Below are 22144 nucleotides of genomic sequence, written 5' to 3'. Positions count from 1 at the left end.
CAGGGAGGCGCCGTCAGCACTCCGAGTGTATTCGGGTCCAGATGCGAGGCCGGAAGCATCATGGATCCGCTGTGATAGCTTGCGCCCACCGCCATTCCGGGAGCCGTGAACCTGACACCGAATACGCGAGCGTGGCCCTGGGCACCTCTTCTGGCCGTGGCCGTGGGAGTGCTGTCCTCCGGCTGCATCGAGTTGCCCGACAAACGCTTCTCTTGCGCGACGGATGGGGATTGCGAGCAGGTGGGCCGCGACGGGACGGTGTACGTCTGCAGGGAAGAGGTTTGTGTCCCGCCGGGTTCCGGGCCCGGTGAGGAACCGGATTCGGGGATGGATGGCGGCGGAGATGGTGGGGCTGGCGAGGATGGTGGGACCGATGCGGGCTCGGATGCGGGCTCCGTCACCTGCCCGGACGAGCCGGCGCTGATGCCCTGTACTTCCGATGGGGGCTGGTGCTGGGACAACCCGCTCGCCTCGGGAAGCCGGTTGCTGGCCATCCGGGGGCATTCGGAGAACGACATCCTGGCGGTAGGGGAGAACGGCGTCGCGCTGTCCTGGGATGGGACGTGCTGGAACCGGAGCCGGGCCGGGAAGCAGAGCCAGACCCTGAATGGCATCTGGCCGGTCCCTGGTCAGGGGTGGCAGGTGGCCGGCATCAACGGCACCCTGCTGAGGTCCGAGGATGGCGGCTGGGTGGAGGAGAAGCTCGGCTCGGTGACACTGCATGACATCTCGGGGAGCTCGGACGGAACCGTGCTCGCGGTGGGCGACGCCGGCACCATCCATCGCTTCCTCGATGGGAAGTGGAGCACGCAAAGCGCGGGCAGCTCCCCGCTCACCGCGGTCGTGGCCGTCTCGAGCGATGATGCCTGGGTGTTCGCCGAGAACGGCGACATCTTCACCTACGACCCGATCTTCAGCCGCTGGAACTGGAACTACTCCTCGGGAGTCGCGCTCACGGACGCCGTCAGGCTTCCGGACGGGAGGCACCTGGCCGTGGGCACGGGCTCTCTCCTGCGCCGGGTGGGCGGGCTGACGGGGTGGACGAAGACCGGGATCGGGACGTCCACCACCCGGCTCAACGGCATCTGGCATGACTCCGGCTTCACGTGGATCGTCGGAGAGCCCGGGTCCGTCTATCGGGAGGATGGGGGCACCGAGCCGAGTGGTACCGCGCAGGTCCTGAACTCCGTGTGGAGCCGGGGGGAGAAGGCCTGGGCGGTGGGTGAGTTCGGCGTCATCGTGCAGCGCACCGGCTCGTCCTGGGCCGAGGTCCCGGGCGGCGTGGTGCGCAACATCCACGGGCTGTGGCCCTCGAGCGACGGGTTGTGGGCGGTGGGGGACAAGGGGCTGCTCATGCGCCGCGTGGGCGGGCGCTGGAGCACGGTGCTCCCTCCCGAGCAGAACGTCTTCCGCGACATCTGGGGGAGCGGGGACCGGGTGTGGGTGCTCGGCGACAGCGCCAGGGTCTACCTGTACCAGGACGGCCGTTGGACGACGGAGTTGACCGATGACAACCTGAACGCCTTGTGGGGCGTGGGCCCTGACCAGGTCTGGGGCGTGGGCCCGGGTGGAGTCATCCGGCGCCGCAATGCCAATGGCACCTGGGAGAGGGAGCCACTCAATGGCGGCAACGCCTTCGAGTTCAAGGCCATCTGGGGCTCGTCCGCCGGCAACCTCTGGGCCGTGGGCACCGGGGGCAACGTCTACCGGCGTGATCCCACGTGTGAAGCGGTCTCGTGCACCTGGCTCAAGCAGACCGGGGCTCCGGTGATTGGGTTCAACGATGTGTGGGGAACCCCCTCGGGCAAGCTGTGGGCCGTGGCCGGAGGGGGAGGCATCCATCACTACAATGGAAGCTCCTGGGTGGAGCAGCCCATCACCGGTGGCAATCCAGGCCTGCTCGCACTCACCGGACGGAGTGAGGGCGAAATCTGGGCCGTGGGCGGCAATGGCTCCGTCGCGACGTGGGACGGGAACACCTGGACCCTGCAGATCGTGACGGGTGGTCACGCCCTGAACGCGGTGGTGGCGGCGGGAGACACTGTCTGGGCAGGAGGGCTCGATGGGACGATCATCAAACACCAGTGACGGGCACGCCCCGCTCGAGCAGACCGTCCTGAGCGACCCGCTCATCGGGGCGCAACTGGGCGAGTACGTCGTCCGCGAGCGCATCGGCGAAGGCGGCATGGGCATCGTCTACCGGGGCGAGCAGCCGCTGATCGGCAAGCAGGTGGCCGTCAAGGTGCTGCGCGCGGAGGTGGGGGAGCGGTCCCAGCACGTGGAGCGGTTGCTGGCCGAGGCCCGTGCCGTCAACGCCATCCGCCACCGCGGCATCATCGACATCTTCAGCTTCGGCCAGACGCCGGACGGCCGGCAGTACTTCGTCATGGAGTACCTGCAGGGCAGCGCGCTCGACGCCCACCTCGCCCGGCACGGCTCGTTGCCGTTGCGTGAGGTGCTCCACATCTCCGAGGAGCTGCTGGACGCGCTGGCCGCCGCGCACGAGGCCGGTGTCATCCACCGCGACCTCAAGCCCAACAACCTCTTCCTGGTGCGGCAGCCCGGGGGGGGCACCTACGTCAAGGTGCTGGACTTCGGCCTGGCCAAGCAGACCTCCAGCACCCACGGGAACACGCCCCAGACGCAGCAGGGGATCGTCATGGGGACGCCGGAGTACATGGCGCCCGAGCAGGCCTGTGCGTTGCCGGTTTCCTCCAAGACGGACCTCTATTCCTTTGGAGTGATGCTCTTCCAGATGTTGACCGGGCAGCTTCCCTTCGCCGCCCGGTCCTCCATGGAGCTGCTCGTCCAGCACATCACGCAGCCGCCGCCTTCCGTGCTCACGCTGCGGCCGGAGCTGCCTTCCGAACTCGCGGCGCTCGTGTCGAAGCTGCTGGCGAAGGCGCCGGAGGAGCGGCCCGCGATGGAGGAGGTTCGCGCCGGGCTCCAACGGCTCGCGCGCCTGGTGCCGGAGGAGGGCGGCCCGGTGAAGGCCGTGCGCGGCGCGAAGCGCCCTCCCGCCCCGCGGCCGCTCCCCGCTCCCCCGAGCCCTCCCGAGGAGCACCCCGCCCTGGCGAAGACGGTGATCTCGCTGACGGCCATTCCGGTGGCTCGCCGGTCCCGGGCTCCGCTGATCGCCGTGGCCGGAGGGTTCCTGCTCACGCTGGGGGCGGGGTTGTTCTACTTCCCGCGCTCGGAGCCGCCACCCGTGGCCCCTCCCGTCGTCGAGGCCCGCGCCCCGGCCGTGGTGGAGCCGCCCCCCGCCGCGCCTCCCGCCGTGGCCGTGGCCTCCGCCGCCGAGCCGGTGCCTGCCGCCGAGCCCGCCCCTTTCTCTCCCGAGCCGCTGACTCCCCCAGAGTCTCCTTCCGGGCCGGCTCCGGACACCCGGCCCTCGAGCAACACAGCCCAGGTGCGCGGCCCACCCAGGGGACGCACCGAGCGCAACCCGTTGCTCGCGCGCATCGAGCGCCTGGAGAAGCGGCTGCGCTCGGCCGGGCTTCCGGACGATGAGCGGGAGCAGGCACTCGCCCTGTTGGAGAAGGCGCGGGACATGGCCGAGAAGGCGGATACGCCCGAGGAACGCAGGCGGGTTCTGATCAGCCTCGACCGGTGGACGGGTCAATTCCTCCCGAGGAACTGAGGGCCCCGTACCTTGACAGTGCGAGCGCGGCGTGTGCCACCATGCGCCCATGCTCTCGTTGGTGCTGGCGCTGGTCGCCGCGCAGACCGCCGCTCCTCAGGAGGCGGCCCTGTCGCGTGGGGTGGTGGTGATGAGCTCGCGCAGCGAGGGGCTCACGCCCATCGAGACCGTGGCGCTGGCGGAGCGGTTGTCCAAGGCGCTCCAGGACGCGCGGGTGCCGGTGGCGCTGAGTCCCGACGAGGCCATCTCCCGGCTCGGTCCCGAGCGGCGCCCCGAGCGCTGCCAGGTCAAGCCCGAGTGTCTCGCGGAGCGCGGGCGCGCGCTCGGGGTGGGGGCGGTGGTGGCGCTCGACTCGAGCAAGGTCTTCGATGATCTGCCCATGCGCGTCATGCTGCTCGACTCCCGCCAGGGCCGGATCATCCTGAGGCGCAGCTACACCGTCCCGGGCGCCCGGGTGGAGGAGCTGGACAGCGCCTTCCGGGACGTCAGCCAGGAGATCCAGAAGAGCCTCTCGGCGCTGCCCGGTTTCGAGGAGCCCCTGTCCTCGGATGCGCCCACGCAGCCCGGCGCCGTGGTGCTCACGCCCTCGCCAGCGGAGGCGCCGTCTCCCGCCCTCGCCGGGACCGCCCAGCCCTCGCGGCTGCCCGTGTACCTCACCCGGGGTGGCGCCGCGGTGGCCGGAGGGACCGCCCTCTTCTTCCTGGTGAGCGGGTTGCTTCAGGCCTCGGAGCTTCAGCAGGAGCTGCCGTCCGGCGATTCCAAGTGGACCTACGCGCAGGCGACCCAGCTGAGGGATGGCGCCAACCGCCAGCTGCTGCTCTCGGGCGTGCTCGCCGGGGCGGCGGGGGTGCTGCTCGGCGCCAGCTTCCTGCTGTCCTCGCCAGAGCCCATGAGCGAGGCTCCCACGGCCGGAGCGCGTTGAAAGGACAACGCCCTCCCATCTCCGTGCTGGCGTGAGCCGTGGGTCTTCCGCACCTTCAGGGCGCGAGGAAGGCCCAGGGCATGACGACGGTCGCGGAGTTCATCGAGAGGAACCGGCAGCAGCTCATCGAGCGCTACATCCGGGAGTTGAGCCAGTGGGAGTCTGCCCGGGGGTTTGGTCCGAACGAGCTGACGGACAGCTTTCCCGAGTTCCTCTCGGCGCTGGCGGCCATCTCCCGGCAGGGCCGCCGGGACGATCCCGCGAAGACGAGGTCGCGGCTGGAGGGGACCCACATCAGCCAGCGCGTGCGGTTGGGCTTCAACCAGGAGGAGGTGACGGACGAGTACGTCCTCATGGGCCGTCTCATCTCGGGCCTCTGGGAGGGGCTTCCACTGGAGCAGCAGCCCACGCTGGAGGACACGCGGCTCCTGTTCGAGGAGCTCCAGGGAGCGATGGACCAGGTGATTGTCACCTTCAGTGGCTACTCCCTGGAGGACCGGCAGCGGGAGAAGCGTTTCCTGAATCGCCTCAACGCGCTGGCGAGCGAGGTGATGGGAGACGGCGAGCACTTCATCCCCCTGCATGAGCGGCTGGGCGCCCTGGTGGAGGTGGTGCGGGAGGCCATGCGGGCGCAGGGGGCCGCGCTCCTGCTCATGGCCGCGGACGGCCGGACGCTCCTTCCCACCATGTTCACGGGCCAGTGGAACGCGCGGACCGAGACCGGGCCCGTTCCGCTGGACGGGTCCTCCTTCGTGGCCAGACTGGCCGCCTCCGAGGAGCCGCTGGAGTTGCCGGACGCGGCGGGAGCCGGACACGAGGTGTCCGAGGGCGTGCGCCTCAGTGGCCTGCATTCGCTGCTGGGGGCCAGGCTGTGGCCGCACGGCAAGCTGCTCGGGGTGCTCTACCTGGGGGTCGCGGAGATCCGGCCCTTCGAGCCCCAGGCCCGGCGCTACCTCGAGACGCTGGTGGAGTACCTCTCCGGCATCATCCAGAAGGCGCTCCTGCTCCAGCAGCTCCGGCAGGCCAACGAGCGGCTGGCCAGGTCCGAGACGTTCCACCGGCTGGCGACCGCGGCCATCAGCGACGCCATCTGGGAGTGGAATCTCCAGACGGACACCGTCACCTGGAGCGGGGGGGTGGAGAAGCTCTTCGGGCATACGCGGGAGCAGCTCGGCGGGCACGTCTCCGCCTGGTACGACCATATCCACCCGGAGGATCGCGAGCGGGTCGTCCACGGCATCCACGAGACCATCGCAAGCGGTGGGCAGCGGTGGAGGGACGAGTATCGCTTCCTCCACCAGGATGGCGGCTATGTCCACGTCACCGACCACGGCCTCGTCGAGCGGGACGCGAGCGGCCGGGCGGTGCGGATGGTGGGGGCGATGCAGGACATCACCGCGAGCAAGGCGGCGAGCGAGGCGCTCCGGGTGAGCGAGGAGCGGCTGCGGCTGGCGGTGCGCGCGGCGGAGCTGGGGACGTGGGACTTCTATCCGGTGACGGGCATCCTGCGCTGGGACGAGCGGTGCAAGGCGCTCTTCGAGCTGCCCCTGACGCCCGAGGTGACGTACGAGGGCTTCATGGCGGCGCTCCAACCGGAGGACCGGGAGCGCGCGCAAGAGGCCGTCCAGTGGGCGCTGCAACCGGACAGTGGCGGGGAGTACGACATCGAGTTCCGCCCGTTGAGGCAGAAGGGCCGGCCAGAGCGCTGGGTCCGCGCCATCGGCCGGGCCCTCTTCGAGGGAGGACGGGCCGTGCGCTTCATTGGCACCGCCCAGGACATCTCCGAGCGCAAGCACCAGCAGCAGGAGTCCCAGAAGCGCGCGGAGTTCGCCGAGCAGCTCATCGGCATCGTCTCGCATGACCTGCGCAATCCCCTCAATGCCATCACCCTGTCGGTGGCGGCGCTGTTGCGGCAGGAGGAGCTGGGCGAGCGCCAGGCGAAGGGGCTCGCGCGCATCTCGGCGGCGACGGAGCGGGCGACGCGGCTCATCCGGGATCTGCTCGACTTCACCCGGGCGCGGCTCGGAGGCGGCATCCCCATCGAGCGCAAGCCGTTGGACGTGCATTCCCTCTGCCGGCAGGTGGTGGAGGAGGTGAGGCTCGCCCATCCAGACCGGGATGTGGAGGTGGTGTGGAGCGGGGAGGGCACGGGCGAGTGGGATGGGGACCGGCTGGCCCAGGTCATCACCAACCTGGTGAACAACGCGCTGGCCTACAGCCCGCCGGGGACGCCCGTGCACGTGGAGACGCGGGGGATGGACGGCGCCGTGTTGCTCAGCGTGCACAACGTGGGCAGGCCCATTCCTCCCGAGCTGCTTCCGCGCCTGTTCGAGCCAATGACGCGGGGGAGGCCGGGAGGAGACGCGGCGAGCCGCAGCATCGGCCTGGGCCTGTTCATCGTGGCCAACATCGTCCATGCGCACGGAGGCACCATCGAGGTGCACTCCGAGGAGGCCACGGGCACGACGTTCACGGTGCGGCTGCCGAGGAGCGCGTCCACCCCTTCAGGAATGTGACCGGATACCCCCTCTCCCCTCGGGCGAGGGGAAATGGCCTCAGGAGTGCGGCTTGGACGGGGTGGGCTCGTCCTCGGGGACGGGCGCCGACTCCGTGTCCGCCAGCAGCAGCGCCTTCATCTTCTCCAGGCTCTGCCGCGTCTTGTCCACGAACGTGTTCTGCGAGCCGATGCGCTCGGCCGCCTCCAACGTGCGCTCGTAGATGTTGATGGACTTGGTGAGGAGGATCCGCACCTTCTTGCGCACCTCCTCGCGGTAGATGGCCGCCTCCTCCGCGTCCAGCTCCGCCGGGGCCGGCGAGTTCACCAGGTGCTCGTAGAGGTTCTCGTACATCGAGCCGATCTGCGACCCGGCCGCCGTTGCCCAGTGCCCGTTGCCCACCCGGATGGCGCGCAGGTAGTTGCCCTGTGCCGACAGCAGCAGCTCGGCCTTGTAGTTCAGGTCGTTGGCCAGCGCGTCACTGCCCTTGGCCGGGTCCAGCTTCACCTGGTCGTAGTGCTGCCGGTAGATCTCCCCGATGAAGAAGTGCGCCTGCGCCGGGAAGTAGTCCTCGATCTCGTCCTTGTCCGCCAGGGCCTCATACGTGGAGAGCGCTTGCCGCAGCGTCTTCTCCGCCTTCTCGCTCTGCCCCAGCTCCAGCTCGCACACGCCCTGCTGCACCTGGGCCTCCAGACGCTTGCTCACCGGGAGATCCGCGCGCCCGGCGATGGTGCCGAGCACCCTGGCGGCCTCCGCGAAGCGCTCCAGGTGGTACTGCGTCTCGGCCAGACGGAAGGCCGCGTCCAGTGCGTCGCCCGTGCCCTTCTCCGCGTCCGCCAGCTCGGAGAAGCGCAGGTTCGCCTCCTCCCACTGCTCCAGCCGCTCGTGGGCCAGGCCCGCGTTGTAGAGCGCCTCGAAGCGGTGCTTGCTCTGGGGGTGGAAGTCCGCCAGCCGCCCGAAGTAGCGCGCCGCCTTGGTGAAGTCGTTGGCCGCGAAGGCCGACGTGCCCCCGGCGAACAGCTCCTCGTCGTTGAGCGAGGCCAGCTCCAGGTCCGCCGTCACCGTCACGGGGTCGAACTGCACCTGCTGCCGGGGCGTCTCCGGCGTCTCGCGCACCGCCGTCCCCGTCGTCCGGCACCCCACCAGGCCCAGAACTCCCACCAACACCCACTTGCGCCAGGTGGCCAACATGTATGTCCTCCGCTGCATAGGTCGTCAGGGGCCCCCGGAGGGGCCGTCCAGGTTTCCTGCCTCCAGGACAGCAAGAGCCGTCCCGGAGTTCCCAGGCGGGGCGCAGCTTAACCTTCGCCCGGGTTTCCCGCCCGCATGGCTCGATGCCCGGCGGCCTGGCGGGCGCAGCCGTGGACACTTGGAGGAGCGACGATGCTGGCCTGCATGGACGTGGATTACCGGGACGAGGTCACCGTGGCCGCCTGTGTGCTCTTCCGGGACTGGGCCGATGCCGCCGAGGCCTCGCACCTCGTGGAGCGCGGCCCCCCCGCCGAGCCCTATGAGCCCGGCCAGTTCTTCCGCCGCGAGCTGCCCCACCTGCTCAAGGTGCTCGGCACGGTTCAGGAGCCGCTGGAGACGGTGGTCATCGACGGGTACGTGTGGCTGGGCGAGGAGCGGCCCGGGCTGGGCGCGCACCTGTACGAGGCGCTCGGGCGGCGCGTGCCGGTCATCGGCGTGGCCAAGACGGCGTTCCACTCGAGTCAGCTCGCGGTGCCGGTGCTGCGCGGGCAGAGCCAGCGTCCGCTGTTCGTCACCGCGGTGGGCGTGGAGGCCCGCGAAGCCGCCGAGTACGTGCGGCGGATGCATGGGGCCTCGCGGATTCCCACGCTGCTCAACCGGGTGGACCGGTTGTGCCGGGATTCGTGACGGAGGTGGGGCTTCCGGGAGCGCTCTTCACGAACTTGTCCAACAGTTGGACAAGTCTTGCGAGACCGGGCCCGGAGGGTGCTCCCGGGATTCAACCCGGGGGACTGGAACCCTCACCCCGTCCCTCTCCCGGGGGGAGAGGGGCAGTGGGGCCGGGAATCACTTCCTCGCCGATCAGGTAGCGCCCCGTGCGCCACAGCGCGCTGATCTCATGCACGTCCAGCTCGAAGCGCGGCACCTGGATGAGCGGCGTGTTCCCGGCCGCCGCCTGCAGCTCGGCGATGCCCCGGGCGTCCTGCTCCGCCAGCATCTTCAGCTCCCGCAGCGTCTGCTCCACCTTCGCGCGCCGCGCCGGGATGAGCCCCTGCATCTCCTCCCACAGCTGCGCTCCCGGCATCGGATGCACGCGGTTGACCACCACCGCCACCACGTCCATCGCGTTCTGCTTCAGCAGCCGGTGGAAGTGCATCACCTCGTCCAGCCGCTCGCGGCCCGGGCTCGTCACCAGCACGAAGCCCGTCTGCTCCGCCGCCAGCAGCTCGCGCACCCCGCGCGCCCGCTCCCGGAAGCTCTCGTTCATCGGCGCGATGGCCATCATGAAGGCGGCCAGCTCCTGCAACGTCTCCGTGCCGGTGAACTTGGAGATCGTCTTCGCCGCGTAGCTGCTGCCCAGGCTGAACAGGGAGAGGCCAATCCGGCCCGCCGCCAGCGCGGGCGTGAGCAGCCACTTGGCCGCCTCGTTGTCGAGGAAGTCCAACACCCGGTTGGGCGCCTCGAGGAAGTCCAGCGCGTGCGCCGTGGGCGGCGTGTCGAGCACGATGAGCTCGTAGTCGCGCTTCGTGCGCAGCTCCCACAGCTTCTCCATCGCGATGTATTCCTGGCTGCCCGCGAGCGCGCTGGAGAGCGACTGGTAGAAGCGGTTGGAGAGGATCTTCTCGCGCTTGTCCGGTGGGGCGTACTTGAGGATGAGATCGTCCCACGTCTGCTTCATGTCCAGCATCATCGCGTGGAGACGGCCCCGGGGCTTCACCCCCAGGGGTTCCAGCGCGGAGGCGGGGACCTCGGCTTCCACGTTGCCCAGGGCGTGGAGCCCCAGCGAGTTGGCCAGCCGCTTGGCCGGGTCGATGGTGCACACCAGGCTGCTGCGCCCATCCACCGCCGAGCGCAGCGCCAGCGTCGCGGAGATGGTCGTCTTGCCCACGCCTCCCGAGCCGACGCACACCAGCACGCGCTTCTTCTTCAAGGCCTCGGAGAGCGCGTTCATGCCCCGGCCTTCCCCGTCACCATCGGCTCCAGGTGTCCCATCACCTGCTCGATGGCCGAGCGGTCGAAGTCCGGCGTGAAGATGCGGGGCACCTGGTACACCGGCACGTGCAGGTTGCGCTCCAGCTTCATCTCCGAGAGCACCGTCTGCGCCGCCCGGTCATGGTGCGAGCGCGCCACCCGCAGCAGCTCCGGCTGATCCACCAGTGCCTCCAGGTCGTCCTCGGTGAAGCGCTCGAGGAAGGCCGCGTTCAGCACCGCCGCATGCGTGCGCACCTTCACCTGATCGCGCAGCGCCGCGTGCAGCTCCAGCGTCTCGTTCACCGGCAGCTCCTCCGGCAGCGACACCAGCACGGCCGCCGTCACCGCGGGGTCCTCGAGGATATCGCGCATCTTCAGGGCCTCGCGGGTCATGGGCCCGGGCGGCAGCGTTTGCAGCAGCACCTGCGGCACGCGCAGGAAGGTGATGGCGTGGCCCGTGGCCGGCGCGTCCATCACGATGGTGTCCCACAAGGGCTTGCCATCCGGCCGCTTCTCCTGGGCGTGGTAGAGGATCTTCCCCAGCAGCACCAGCTCCTGCAGCGAGGGGATGAAGCGCAGGAAATAGCGCACCACCTTGTTCTCGAAGACCGTCTTGTAGAGGGTCTCGAAGCGCAGGACCATGAGCGCGTACTCGCGCATGGCCTCCTGGGGGCGCACGTCCACCGCCCAGAGGTTGTCCTCCAATTTCGTCACCTCGGGGCCCACGGGCTTGTGCCCGAGCAGGCGGCTGATGCGCTCCTGGGTGTTGATTTCACACACCAGGGTACGCCTGCCGGCGCGCGCCGAGCGCAACGCCAGTGCCGCGGCGATGGTGCTCTTGCCCACGCCACCCTTGCCAGAGACGATCCACACCCTCTTGTCGAGCAGGCCGGCCATCGGGAGCGGCGAACCGTAGGGATGCCCCTCCCCCCTGTCAACGCGCTCTGTCATCTGGAACCCATCGCTTGACACGTCGCGTCGTGTCCTTCCAGAGTTCGCGCGTTTTCTCCAGAACCTTCCGCGTCCCCCGTGTCGAATCGCGCGGATTGATGGACACCCCCATGCTCAAAGACAACCCCGTGGTGAAGAAGCTCGTCGAGACCGGCGAGGAGCGCGCCGGCAAGCTGGCGCAGCAACTGATGTCCAACGAGAAGTTCGTGGCGGCGGTGCAGACGGTGGTGGCGCGCACGCTGGCGGCCAAGGGCACGTTGGATGGAGCGCTGCGCTCGGCGCTGTCGGCCATGAACCTGCCCTCCAGCGCGGACGTGGAGCAGCTGCGCAACAAGGTGGATGACCTGGAGCGGTTGCTGTCCTCGGTGGAGTCCAAGCTGGACACGCTGACGGCCGCGGCCAAGAAGAAGTAGAGGGCCCTCCATGCGGCGCATCGCCTTCATCAACGAGAAGGGTGGCACCTGCAAGACGACGCTGGCGGTCAACACCGCGGCGTGGCTCGCGCGGGACCGCGGACTGAAGGTCCTGCTGGTGGACCTGGATACGCAGGGGCACGCGGGCAAGTCGCTCGGCCTGGACGTGCGCACCCTGCCGCGCAACGTCTTCCACCTGCTCACCGATCCGGCCGTGCGCCTGGAGGACGTGGTCCAGCCCTCGGCCGTCGAGGGCCTGTCCGTCCTGCCCGCCTACAAGGAGATGGCGGACTTCCCCCTGGTGGTGGCCCAGGACGAGCGGCGTGCACACCGGCTCGCCGGGCGGCTCGAGGCCGCGGAGGCCGCCGGCTTCGACGCCATCGTCTTCGACGCGCCGCCGTCCATGGGCATCACCACGCGCAACATCCTCGTGGCCGCCACCGAGGTGGTGGTGCCCGTGGCCCTCACGTACTTCGCGCTCGATGGCTGCGCCGAGGTGGCCGACACCGTCCGTCAGGTCGCCGAGACCGAGGGCCGTCCCGGCTTGCGCATCACCAAGGTGGTGCCCACCCTGTACCGGCGCACCGCGCTCGCCACCGCCATTCTCGAGCGCCTCAAGGCCTACTTCCCCGAGACCCTCGCCGCCACGCCGCTCGGCTACAACGTCAAGGTGGACGAGGCGCAGAGCCACGGGAAGACCATCTGGGAGTACGCCCCGAGCAGCACCGGCGCCCGGATGCTCGCCGCCATCGCCACGGAGATCTTCGACGGGGCGCCCGCGAAGGCCTCGAAGCGCGGGAAGAAGGCCGCCAGCGGGGCGTAACAGGGGGCAACCCGCGAGCCTCGATACCCTCACCCCGGGGGGGCTTGCCCCCCCTTTGAACGACGGGGGGCTCCTCTCCCAGGGGGAGAGGGTGTTTGGCGGTGAGGGGAGACTGGGCGGGGAGGGTGCTACTGCTGCTTGCTCTTCTCGAGCTCGTCCAGCTTCTTCTCGAGCTCTTCCAGCCGCTGCGTCAGCACCGCCATGTCGCGGCCCAGCGCCGGCAGGTTGCCCGCCAGGTTCTCCACGGCGTGCTTCACCCGCTCGTCGATCTTCTTCTGCCAGTCCTCCAGCGCCCGCTGGCTCGCCTTGAGCAGCTCCGCCGGGCCTCCCGGCGCGTTGTCCTCGTCCTGCTTGCTCGGCTCCTCGGCGAGCGGGGGAGCGTCCTCCTGCGCGCCTTCCTCCTTCTCGCGCCTCAGCAGCTTGTCCAGCCGCGACTCGGCCTCCTCGCGGATGGAAACCACACGGGGAGTGACTTCCTTCTGGATGAAGCCCGTCAGCGACTCGCCCGGGTGCCGGATGATCTCCCGCAGCACCGTCAGCGGCATCCGGTTCCGCTTCTTCTCCTCCTCGAAGATGATCTGCGCCAGCGTGACCGAGGTGAGATCCTCTTTCGTCCGATTGTCGACGATCTGGACCTCCACACCCTCCTTGATCATCGCGGCGATCTCATCCAGGGTCACATAGCGGCTCTCGACGGTGTCGTAGAGCTTGCGGTTGGTGTACCGCTTGATGACCTTGGGCTCCTTGCCCGGCACGCCTGCCTGCTCTGGCTCGCTCATAATCTCGTTCCCCGCCCACTGCGGATGCTTGAGCACACGGTGTGGGACAGAAGCCTGTAGCAGAGGGGTGGGGGGCGGGCAAGCCGGGTGGAGGCATGCTCGCGATGACGCCCCTCTGCGCCTATACTCCCGGACCGGCCGAGCCCTGAATGATCGTCAAGTGTGAGCGGTGTCAGACGCGGTTCAAGATCCCCGACGAGAAGGTGACGGACAAGGGGGTCAAGGTCCGCTGCACGAAGTGTCAGCACACCTTCAAGGTCGCGCGTGAGGACTCCCCGTCCGCCGCGCCGGCCCCGGGTGTGCCTTCCCTGGATCCGGCCGCGAAGCCGCCGGCCACTCCTCGTGCGGGTACGCCCCTCGAGGTGCCCCGGGCCTCCCCGCCCGCTGGCAAGGCCCCGGCTCGCCCCGGGGGTCTGGACAACCTTTTCGATGGGCCCGTGAGCGCCAACGCGTCGGTTCCGGGTATCGCCTCGTCTCGCGGAGGAGCTCCCTCCGTGCTGCCGCGCATCGGCTCGATGGAGCCGCCGAAGACGCCGGCGACCATCGATCTGGACCCCTTGATGGAGTTCATGGGGGAGAACACCCCCACGCCCGCCGAGGCGCTCAAGCTCGCCGCCAAGGCCCCCATTCCGAACAAGCCCGCCGGAGCGCTCGCGACCGGCCCGGCCCAGGCGCCCAAGCCCGCGGCTCCCGCGCCCAAGCCCGCCGCGCCCGTGCCCGTGCAGGTGCCGGCGAAGAGCCCTCCCTTGCAGGTGCCGGCGAAGAGCCCCGCGCTCGCGCCCGTGAGCAGCGCTCCCTTCTCCTTCGACGAGAACGACCCGTTCGGCTCGACCGATACGGAGGCGACGCTCCCGGCTCCGGTGCCCACGTTGCCGCCCAGGCCGGTCCCCACGCCCGTGCCCGTCCGGAGCGCTCCGCCCGCGCCCAAGCCGGCCCAGGCCGCCGCGCCCGTGCCCGTGCAGGTCCCGGCCCGGAGTCCCGCGCCCGCGCCTCGCGCCCCCGTGCCCGTGGCCATCGAGGAGCGTGATCCGTTCTCCTTGCCTCCCGAGGACGCGCCGACGATGCGGGCCTCGCCCACGCTGCCGCCTCGCGGTGCGGCGCCCGTGGCCCTCGAGGAGCATGATCCGTTCTCCCTGCCTCCCGAGGACGCGCCGACGATGCGGGCCTCGCCCACGTTGCCCGCTGCGCCCGCCGCTCCGGTCTACGAGGAGATGGAGGGTCTCGAGGGCAACAACCCGTTCGTCTCGTTCGAGCCTCCGCCGCCGGCCCCGGCGCCCAAGCCGGCCCGTGCCGCGCCCGTTCCGGTTCCCGCCGCGGCTGCTGGTGAGGACAACCCGTTCGCCGCGTTCGACCCGGTGGCGGCACTGCCTCCGGCCGCGGCACAGGCCCCCGCGCCGGCTGCCGGTGAGGACAATCCGTTCGCCGCGTTCGATCCGGTGGCGGCGCTGCCTCCGGCTTCGAAGGCGCCGGCGCCCGCTCCGAGCCCCGCGCCCGCCGCGCCCTCGGGCATTCCGGATTGGGGTGCTCCGCAGCAGGGGGCTCCCTCGGGCATTCCGGACTGGGGTGCTCCGCAGCAGGCCCCGCCGTCGGGCATTCCGGACTGGGGTGCGCCGCAGACGGTCGCGGCCACGCCCATCGCCAAGGCGAACGCGCCCACGGAGCGCAACCCGTTCCCGGACTTCCCGGGGCCCGGAGAGGGCGGTGCGCCGGGCCGCGAGGTCCTCGAGGATTTCCCACCCGCGCCTCCGCCGCCGGTGATCGCCGCACCGCCGCCTCCCAAGGTGGATCAGGCACCTGGCGGGAGCTCGGGTCCGGGCATCGCGCGGCGTCTGGCCTCGTTGGCCGCCCAGCTCATGGTGGCGGCGGTGCTGGTGGTGGGCCTGCTCGCCGTGGCCATGGCCTGGCTCAACGATGGGCGGATGGAGCTGTCGCCCGAGCGCATGCGCGAGCTGGTGTCGCCCACGCGGCCCCTGGTGGCGAAGGATCTGTCCAACGGCCTCTACGAGACGGGGGCGGGGCACAGCCTCTTCTTCGTCCGCGGCGAGGTGGAGAACCGTGGCACCTCCGCCATCCGGGTGAAGGCGGGCGTCGCGCTGTACGAAGGAGATCAGCGGGTGAAGTCCGCGGAAGGCATCGCGGGCGCCGTGCCCACGCCCGAGGAACTCTTCCAGCTCACCAGCCCGGCGGACGCCGAGACGCTGCGGGCCCGTCTGGACGCCGCCGCCAAGGAAGTGGCTCCCGGGGCCCGGGCGCCCTTCGTCGTCTTCTTCTACGAGTACCCCTCGGATCTGGCGGACTTCCGGCTCGAGGTGACGCTCGAGCAGCAGACGGCGGTCGCCAGCGGAGGAGCGAAGGAGGGAAGCGCCGGCGATGCCAAGCCGTGAGGAAGCCAGGTCCGTCATCCACAAGCTCCACGCCCTGAGCGGGAGCGCGGAGATCGTCCGCAAGGCCGCCGCGCGCGAGCTCGCGCGGAGGGATCCGCTCGACGCGAACGAGCTGCTCAACGAGGTCATCTTCCTGGCCCGGGGTGGCTGGGAGCCGGCCACGTGCGTGCTCTCGGCCTTCGTGTCGGCGCTGGGCCGGGAGGCGGCGAGCATCCCCTACGCGGACTCCATGCGCCGCATGGCCGAGGTGCAGTCGCTGGAGTCGGTGGCGGACCTCTTCGAGACGGGGCCGGCCCAGAAGGAGTTCGACGAGGGGGCGGCGGCCAAGGCGGACGCGAAGCTGCTCACCCAGTCGCTGGGGCACCTCAAGCAGCAGGCGCGGCTCACGAGGGACCCGGACGTGCTCTCGCGGCTGGTGACGGCGAGCAACCCGGCGGTGGTGCGCAACGCGCTCCTCAACCCCCGCCTCACCGAGCCGCTGGTGGTGCGCATGGCGGCGCGCCGTCCGGCCCGGCCGGAGCCGCTGGTGGAGATCTGGAAGTCGCCGCGCTGGTCCACGCGTCACGGGGTGCGCCGGGCGCTCGTCTTCAACCCGTACCTGCCACCGGAGGTGGGGGTGAAGATCGTCCCGCTGCTCAACGTGAATGACCTGGAGGAGCTGGCCAGGGACTCGTCCGTGCACCCCTCGCTGCGCGAGCAGGCCGAGCGTCTGCTGGCCGGGGGGATGGTACCCGGCTCGAACTAGCCGCGCTTGGGGCCGGAGTCGGTGTAGTCGGCGTCGGACACGTCCTGGCCGCGCTTGGCGCGGGGCAGCGTCTTCACGTCCACGAGGTCCTCGCCCTTCGAGGCCTTCTTGAACGAGTAGACGAACTTGCCCACGGCATTGCCGAGCTGACCCATCCGGGCGGCGGAGAACACCACCACCAGGATGAACGCGATGAACAGAATCTCCCCGGTACGCAGCCCCAGCATGCCGCGCACAGTGCAGCAAAGCCGGGGGTGAGGCAAGCCGCCTGTCACCCTCCGGACGGAGGAGGGGCTTCAGGACGCTCGCCCTGGGGGCCGGGCTGTTGCAGATTGCGCGGCATGCTCCTGCTCGCCCACCGAGGTGCCAGCGCCGATGCCCCGGAGAACACCCTCGACGCCTTCCAGGAGGCCGTGGCCCAGGGGGCCGACGGCGTGGAACTGGACGCCATGGTGTGCGGCTCCGGCGAGGTGGTGGTGTGCCACGACGAGCACCTGGAGCGGCTGGCCGGCCTGCCCTGGGAGGTGCGCACCACGTCCTATTGGAAGCTGAAGGGGGCGGACGTGGGCAGCCGGCTCGGCTTCAAGCCCGCGCGCATTCCCCTGTTGGAGGAGGTGCTGGACGCGCTGCCCTCGCACTTCCTCATCAACATCGAGCTCAAGTGCGACCAGGCGGATGACGGGGGCCTGTCCCAGAAGGTGGCGGAGCTCGTCATGCGGCGCGGGCTGGCCGGGCGGGTGGTGATTTCCAGCTTCAACCCGCTGTGCCTCTTCCGGACGGCGGCGGCCGCGCCCTCGTTGCGCCGCGGTTTCCTCATCGATCCGGACAAGCGCTGGGGGCCGCAGGCGTACGTGGTGACGCCGCTCGTCTCGTCGCACTCGGTGCACCCGTGCCACGAGCAGTGCACGCCGGAGCGGGTGGAGGAGTGGCGCCGCCGGGGCCTGCGCGTGGCGGTGTGGACGGTGGATGACCCCACGCGCGCCCGGCAGATGGAGGAGATGGGCGTGTCCTATCTCATCACCAACAAGCCCCGCGCCATTCGCGAGGCCCTGCGCGGCCGGGCGGCCTGATCTCTTTCAGACAAGTGGGCGAAGATATCCCCTCTCCCCTCGGGAGAGGGTCAGGGTGAGGGTGCCCGGTCCCGTTCTTCAACCCGTGGCCCCCAGAGTGTGGACAGGGGGTTCAACCCGGGTTCACCCGATACCCTCACCCCGTCCCTCTCCCGAGGGGAGAGGGGAAATGGCCGCGGAGAGGACCTGGATTCGGGGAAGGGACTTCCCTGAAGATGAACTAGAAATCCAGGCCGAGCGTGGTGCTGAAGGCCAGCACCGCGGGCAGGGCGCGGCTGCGCGTCGCTCCCGTCTCAGTGTTGGCCACCTCGAGGAAGCCCTGGTTGCTCAAGGACACCTCGGCGCCAAGCTGCAGCGCGCCGCCGATGAAGCGCACGCCCCCGTAGAGGCGGCTGTTGATGTTCTCCATCAGCTTCACTTCCTGGTACACGCCGGTGTTGTTCAGGCCCGCGTAGGGGTCCGCGCCGGTCGTGCTGCCGCGCGTCCGGGCCTGATCGAAGTCGAGCGTGTCCGTGCTGGCCGCCACACCCGTCAGGTCGAGGCCACCGTAGGGGGTGAGCGTCACCATGCCCCCGAGCGGGAACTGCTTGCCCACGCCGAAGTCGAGGCCCGCCGCCGTCAGATCGAAGTCCTTGTTGCCCATCAGCCGCGTCACGTGCAAGCGCACGCCGACGTCCGGCAGCCAGGTGAAGCCCTCGTTGACGGCCCACTTCAGCTCGCCGGTGGCGGCGAACATGCTGCTGCGGTCAATCCACCCCACGCGGGCGCCCAGCTCGAAGGAGAAGGGCAGGCCCTTGCGCACGTGCACCGAGGGCAGCAGCAACGGATTGGTCGGCACCCCCTCCGTGGGGATCGTCACCTGTCCGTCCGCGTTGCCCGGCGTGGGCAGGCCGATGACACTCAGCTCCGCGTTGAGCGAGAAGCCCGCGTGCCCCAGCGTCTCCGGCGGCATCAGGTTCGCCGACGTCATCACCGCGGCGAAGGTGCGCGCGAAGGCACGGAAGTCTCCGTTGGCCTCCGGCTTGTAGTTGGCCGACGGCGTGGTCGAGCCAGCACTCGCGACGGGGCTCGGGTTGCCGAGATCCGTAATCCTGATGTCATTGCGGTCCGCGTACGCGGCGGAGCCGCACACCAGAACCGCGAGGGCCATCCCACGGCTGAACGTCCGCATCCTCAGTACCGCCTCCCAGGCGCGCGTCCGGCGGCGGCGCCAATCGGAGCGACGCTAGCGTGCGTCCGAGGAAAGCGTCAATAAAACGGGCGGCTTCCGAGGGGACCCCGGGGTCCCGACGAAAGCCGCCCGGAATACGGACGATCAGCCCGTCTACCTGCTACGGCGTGGCCGACTTGGCCGGCTTGCTGGCCGAGGCCGGCGTCACCTTCTGGGCCACCTCGGCCGGACGGCGGCGGATGACCAGGGTGCGGCGGCTGGCGAAGTCGGTGCTCTCACGGGCCACCACCAGCACGCTGTTGTTGCCCTCCTTCAGGGAGAACTCGGTGCTGAACTTCAGCTTCTGCGGCTCGCCGCCCTTGGCCTTCGGGTCCACGCCCTGGAAGTAGACCTTCTGGTCGTTCACCAGCACGTACATGTCCAGCAGACCCTGGGCGTCGTCTACCTCACCGGAGAGGGTGTACTTCTCGCCGTTGGCCACCAGGCCACCCTGGGCCAGGTCCACGTCGAGCTTGATCTCCGGCGGCGAGCGGCGCGCCACGTACGTCAGCCCCTGGGGCGCCGTGGCCTTGCCGCGCGTGTCGCGGGCGTCCTCGGTGCTCACGAAGGCGAAGCGGTCCTTGTCCAGCTCTACCCGGTAGTAGCCCTTGGTGGCGGCTTCCGCGTTGAGCACCGCCGGGCGGGACAGCCGCGCCAGCACCTGGGCGCCCTGCTCCGGCGACGCCAGCAGCGCCGCCTTCTCCGACACCTTCACCAGGCCCTTCTTCGGCTCGAACTTCGCCACCGGCGCGTCCGACACGGGCAGCTCCAGCTTCTCCATGGCGAACTCCTCCAGCGGCTCGTCCACGATGGCCAGACGCAGCGGGAAGGTCTTCCCGTCGTAGCCCTTCTTCACCGCCAGCTGGAAGCGCGCCGTCTTCGTCTCGCCCGGGGCCAGCTCGCCAATCTTGAAGCGGCCCTTCTCGATGAAGATGTCCGGATCCCCCAGGTTCTTGATCTGCGCGAACGAGTCGAGCGCCTTGCCCTTGCCCGTGTTCGTCACGTCCATCACCAGGGTGATGTCCTCGCCGCGCTGGGCGGTGCCGTCGCGGTTGCAGGACTCGCAGGCGTCGATGACCTGCCAGTTGAAGGCGAAGGCGGGACGCGGCAGCTCGGCGAAGTTGAGCTCGCTCACCAGCGTGGTGGGCAGGGCCCCGTGGTCGTCGTGGAACTTCACCGTCACCTCGTCCCGGCGGGACGTCAGGTCCTTGGGCAGCTTCACCTTCACCTTCCACGTCTTCTTCTCACCCGGGGCGAGGCTGCCGATGAGGAACTCGCGGCGATCCAGGTAGTAGTTGTCGCTCTCCGTCCAGGCGTGCACGCGCTTGAGCGGCTCGGTGCCCTTGTTCTCGGCGGTGAGCACCAGGTCGAACGTCTCGCCCGCGGCGATGCGCTGGTCCGCGGAGGGGCTGAAGGTGGCCGCGAGCTTCACGTCCTTGGGCGTGGGGCCCGCGTTCCAGTCCACGTTGAGGGCCTGGATGGCGGAGTTGATGCGCTGCTCCTCCTCCTCGCGCTTCTTCTCCACGAAGCCCTTGCCCTTCTGCAGCATCTGGCGCCGGTCGGCGTAGGGCATCTGCAGGACGTAGTCGCGGGCGAACTGCACCTCGAAGTCCTCCTTCACCTCGTCCTGGCTCTCGGCATCCATCTGGTCGTCCAGTTCCTCGCCGGTGCCCACCGAGTCGATGTCCAGCAGCGGGCTGGGCGCCGTGCCCTGCTTGGCGGCCGTCTCGGGATTCTTGGCGGCCTCCTCCTGCTTCTTGGCGAGCGCCTGCTGCTGCTTCTCGTCCAGCTTGAGGTACTTCACCGACTCCAGCGGCTTCTCGCGGCCCAGCACGTCCTCGCGCTTCTTGGCCACCGAGTCCGAGTTCGGGTTGCCGAAGTGCTGATCCAGGTCCGCCTCGCCAATCGTCTTGCGCGGGGCGAACACCAGCACGCGATCCTCCGTGACGGCCGAGGGCACCAGCTCGATGTCCGGGACGATGCCCACCTCCTGGATGGAGACGTCACCGGGCGTGAGGTACTTGGCGATGGTCAGCTTCAGCGCGCTGTCGTCCGGGAAGTCATAGAGCACCTGCACGCTGCCCTTGCCGAACGTCTGGCGGCCGATGATGACGGCGCGGTTGAGGTTCTTGAGCGCGCCCGCGACGATCTCCGACGCCGAGGCGCTGCCCGCGTTCACCAGCACGGCCACGGGGTAGGTGTCCTCACCCTCGTCCGGACGGGCGCGCTTCTCCTCGCGCAGCTTGTCGGACAGGCCCACCGTCGAGACGATGGTGCCGCTGGACAGGAAGGTGTCGGACACCTGGATGGCCTGCTCCAGCAGACCGCCCGGGTTGCCGCGCATGTCCAGCACCACACCCTTGAGGCCGCCCTTGGCCTCGGTCTGCCGGCGCATCTCGCTGAGCGCCGCCTGCAGATCCCTCGTGGTGTTGCCCTGGAAGTTCTTCAGGCGCACGTAGCCCACGTTGCCGGCCAGCAGTTTGTGCTGGACGCTCTCGATGGAGATCATCGCGCGGCTGAGCGTCATGGGGCGCGGCTTGTCCCAGCCCTTGCGCTCCACGGTGATGGACACGCGGCTGTCCACCGGGCCACGCAGCTTGGACACGGCCTCGTTGAGGTCCATGTTGACCGTGGACTCCTCACCAATCTTCTTGATCTGATCATCCTTCACGATGCCCGCGCGCGCCGCCGGCGTCTTGGGCAGCACCTTCACCACGGTGAGGTTGCCCTCGCGCATCTGGATGACGAAGCCCAGGCCGCCGAACTCGCCCTTGGTGGAGAGCTTCATCTCCCGGTACACCTCGGGGCGCAGCAGCACCGAGTGCGGATCCAGCGTGGAGAGCATCCCGTTGACGGCCGCGTACTCGATGTCGCGGGTGTCGTCGATGGGACGCATGTTCTTGTTCACGAAGTCGAAGACGTCCTTGAGCGTGAAGGACATCTTCCAGAGCGAGTCCACGTGGCTGATGTCGAACTCACGCGTCTTGCCGTTGACGTTGACGTTGAGCTTGCCGGACTCGGCGTTGCCGTCCACGAGCACGTCCGGGACGCTCTTCTCCACGTACTCCAGCGCGGAGATCATCATCTCCTTGGGCTTCACGCGCTTGGGGTCGACGTAGTTGTCCTTCACATAGAGGATGACCTTGGTGAAGACGCGGAGGGAGGAGAGGTCATGCGTGGGGCCTCCCTTCTCACCGGCGATGCGGGAGGAGTCCGAGCTTCCCTGGCCGGCCTCCGCCACGCCGAGTGTCAGCGGCAGGGGCGCCCGGTCGTTGCCCACGAGGGCCCAGGCGCCAAGGAGAACGGCGACGGCGGTGATCCGGCGAAAGAGTCGCGGCATGGTTCATCCAGGGTGGGGCCCGTGGGCCCCGGGGGTGATACGTGAAAAGCCCAGCAAATCCGAGCGGTTGGCGTGAAGAACGAGTGCCGGGAGCAACCGGGCAAGCCTAATCATGGCCTCTTGGTGCTTCAAGCGGACGCCTTCCCGCAGCGTTCGATAACGCCACCAGGGCCCGGAGCGTTCCCGCCTCGGAGCCTCCGGACGAGACAA

At 69.6% G+C, this 22144-nt stretch carries 17 protein-coding genes; 10 read left to right on the top strand and 7 right to left on the bottom strand.

Features of this window, described 5'->3' with window-relative positions; all coding sequences use genetic code 11:
- Positions 1–105: 105 nt before the first annotated feature.
- The 4 genes from BO221_RS05465 (at position 106) to BO221_RS05450 (ending at position 7078) form a co-directional block, all read left to right on the top strand.
- Positions 106–2088: a hypothetical protein gene (locus tag BO221_RS05465; protein ID WP_143195266.1), complete on the top strand. Its 1983-nt coding sequence runs from the start codon at positions 106–108 to the stop codon at positions 2086–2088.
- A complete protein-coding gene (locus BO221_RS05460; RefSeq protein ID WP_073559187.1) occupies positions 2063–3640 on the top strand; it encodes a serine/threonine-protein kinase in 1578 nt (525 codons plus the stop codon). The genes BO221_RS05465 and BO221_RS05460 overlap by 26 nt, the downstream gene beginning before the upstream one ends.
- Before the next feature lie 49 nt (positions 3641–3689).
- Positions 3690–4562: a hypothetical protein gene (locus tag BO221_RS05455; protein WP_073559186.1), complete on the top strand. Its 873-nt coding sequence runs from the start codon at positions 3690–3692 to the stop codon at positions 4560–4562.
- Between the two features lie 80 nt (positions 4563–4642).
- Positions 4643–7078, top strand: a complete 2436-nt coding sequence (locus BO221_RS05450; protein ID WP_073559185.1) for a PAS domain-containing protein — start codon at positions 4643–4645, stop codon at positions 7076–7078.
- A 39-nt stretch (positions 7079–7117) separates the two neighbouring features.
- On the opposite strand, the gene BO221_RS05445 is transcribed toward BO221_RS05450, so the two are convergent.
- Entirely contained in the window at positions 7118–8248 is a 1131-nt protein-coding gene (locus BO221_RS05445; protein ID WP_143195265.1) for a tetratricopeptide repeat protein, read from the bottom strand.
- 192 nt (positions 8249–8440) lie between these two features.
- Here BO221_RS05445 and BO221_RS05440 point away from each other — a divergent pair, with 192 nt between their 5' ends.
- Positions 8441–8935, top strand: coding sequence for an endonuclease V (locus tag BO221_RS05440; RefSeq protein ID WP_073559183.1), 495 nt, complete (start codon positions 8441–8443; stop codon positions 8933–8935).
- 91 nt (positions 8936–9026) lie between these two features.
- Here the strand turns inward: BO221_RS05440 and BO221_RS05435 are convergent, their stop codons facing one another.
- Together BO221_RS05435 and BO221_RS05430 are read right to left on the bottom strand one after the other, a co-directional pair.
- Complete coding sequence (locus BO221_RS05435) at positions 9027–10199, bottom strand: ArsA-related P-loop ATPase (protein WP_073559182.1); 1173 nt, start codon at positions 10197–10199, stop codon at positions 9027–9029.
- Entirely contained in the window at positions 10196–11116 is a 921-nt protein-coding gene (locus BO221_RS05430; protein WP_073559181.1) for an ArsA family ATPase, read from the bottom strand. The genes BO221_RS05435 and BO221_RS05430 overlap by 4 nt, the downstream gene beginning before the upstream one ends.
- A gap of 164 nt (positions 11117–11280) precedes the next feature.
- Between BO221_RS05430 and BO221_RS05425 the strand changes: the two genes are divergently transcribed.
- Positions 11281–11583, top strand: a complete 303-nt coding sequence (locus BO221_RS05425; protein ID WP_073559489.1) for a hypothetical protein — start codon at positions 11281–11283, stop codon at positions 11581–11583.
- Between the two features lie 10 nt (positions 11584–11593).
- On the top strand, positions 11594–12406 hold the full coding sequence (locus BO221_RS05420; RefSeq protein ID WP_073559180.1) for a ParA family protein: 813 nt from the start codon (positions 11594–11596) through the stop codon (positions 12404–12406).
- 128 nt (positions 12407–12534) lie between these two features.
- On the opposite strand, the gene BO221_RS05415 is transcribed toward BO221_RS05420, so the two are convergent.
- Positions 12535–13185 carry a polyhydroxyalkanoate synthesis regulator DNA-binding domain-containing protein gene (locus BO221_RS05415; protein WP_073559179.1) on the bottom strand — a complete coding sequence of 217 codons (651 nt, stop codon included), beginning with the start codon at positions 13183–13185 and terminating at the stop codon, positions 12535–12537.
- A gap of 149 nt (positions 13186–13334) precedes the next feature.
- Here BO221_RS05415 and BO221_RS05410 point away from each other — a divergent pair, with 149 nt between their 5' ends.
- Together BO221_RS05410 and BO221_RS05405 are read left to right on the top strand one after the other, a co-directional pair.
- On the top strand, positions 13335–15569 hold the full coding sequence (locus BO221_RS05410) for a zinc-ribbon domain-containing protein (RefSeq protein WP_073559178.1): 2235 nt from the start codon (positions 13335–13337) through the stop codon (positions 15567–15569).
- Positions 15556–16314: a hypothetical protein gene (locus BO221_RS05405; RefSeq protein WP_073559177.1), complete on the top strand. Its 759-nt coding sequence runs from the start codon at positions 15556–15558 to the stop codon at positions 16312–16314. The genes BO221_RS05410 and BO221_RS05405 overlap by 14 nt, the downstream gene beginning before the upstream one ends.
- Here BO221_RS05405 and BO221_RS05400 read toward each other — a convergent pair.
- Entirely contained in the window at positions 16311–16541 is a 231-nt protein-coding gene (locus tag BO221_RS05400; RefSeq protein WP_073559176.1) for a twin-arginine translocase TatA/TatE family subunit, read from the bottom strand. The genes BO221_RS05405 and BO221_RS05400 overlap by 4 nt on opposite strands.
- Positions 16542–16655: 114 nt before the next feature.
- On the opposite strand from BO221_RS05400, the gene BO221_RS05395 reads away from it, so the two are divergent.
- Positions 16656–17384, top strand: coding sequence for a glycerophosphodiester phosphodiesterase family protein (locus tag BO221_RS05395; protein WP_073559175.1), 729 nt, complete (start codon positions 16656–16658; stop codon positions 17382–17384).
- A gap of 220 nt (positions 17385–17604) precedes the next feature.
- Here the strand turns inward: BO221_RS05395 and BO221_RS05390 are convergent, their stop codons facing one another.
- Positions 17605–18555: a hypothetical protein gene (locus tag BO221_RS05390; RefSeq protein WP_073559174.1), complete on the bottom strand. Its 951-nt coding sequence runs from the start codon at positions 18553–18555 to the stop codon at positions 17605–17607.
- Between the two features lie 160 nt (positions 18556–18715).
- Complete coding sequence (locus BO221_RS05385; RefSeq protein ID WP_073559173.1) at positions 18716–21934, bottom strand: MXAN_5808 family serine peptidase; 3219 nt, start codon at positions 21932–21934, stop codon at positions 18716–18718.
- Positions 21935–22144: the final 210 nt, after the last annotated feature.

The organism is Archangium sp. Cb G35 (genome assembly GCF_001896145.1).
GTDB lineage: Bacteria > Myxococcota > Myxococcia > Myxococcales > Myxococcaceae > Archangium > Archangium violaceum.
This window is presented reverse-complemented; position numbering and strand designations above follow the sequence as displayed.